This is a genomic window from Pseudomonas sp. EA_65y_Pfl1_P113, assembly GCF_963970525.1.
Lineage (GTDB): Bacteria > Pseudomonadota > Gammaproteobacteria > Pseudomonadales > Pseudomonadaceae > Aquipseudomonas > Aquipseudomonas tritici.
On the sequence record NZ_CAXAQM010000351.1, the window covers coordinates 1 to 526 of the forward strand.

At 60.8% G+C, this 526-nt stretch carries 1 protein-coding gene; it reads right to left on the bottom strand.

Features of this window, described 5'->3' with window-relative positions; all coding sequences use genetic code 11:
• Positions 1-222 precede the first annotated feature (222 nt).
• The coding region (locus AACY52_RS29995) for a septum formation initiator family protein (protein ID WP_339561329.1) at positions 223-526 on the bottom strand (304 nt) is incomplete at its 5' end.

Consider the following 526-nt stretch of genomic DNA (forward strand, 5'->3'; position numbering starts at 1 on the left):
GAATAGCCATCATCCCTCTCCTCGACCGGCGACGTTATGCGTCTCGTATCGAAGAGGAGGCTGATCCTGATAATGGAGCCGGTCAAGAGAAATGTACCGGTGGCGCAGGCACCCGGTGAAAAGACGACTAGAGAGCATCGCGGCGATATCATTGTGGGCCTTTGCCGCCGTCAACCTGCCACCCGCTCAGTCCCGCAACGGATCACCAAAGGGCGGGACTGGTCATTTCTCCAGCGGGACGATCACTTCATCCTGGTGTGCTACCCCCAGATCCTTGCGCGCCAATTCATCGACCAGATCCGGATCGGCATGTTTCGGGTCGAGCAGATCGACCCGGTTCTTCAGCTCGGCGCGCGTCTTGTCGAGCATCGCCAGCTGCTGCTGCTTCACAGCAAGCTGGCGCTCGATATCACCATAGGCCAGCGCCCCATTCGGCCCGAAGATCGCATACCCCCCGAAGAACACGCCGACGATCATCAACGCCGCCGGCGCGATGGCGCGGCGGAGCATGGTGCGGAGGAGAGAT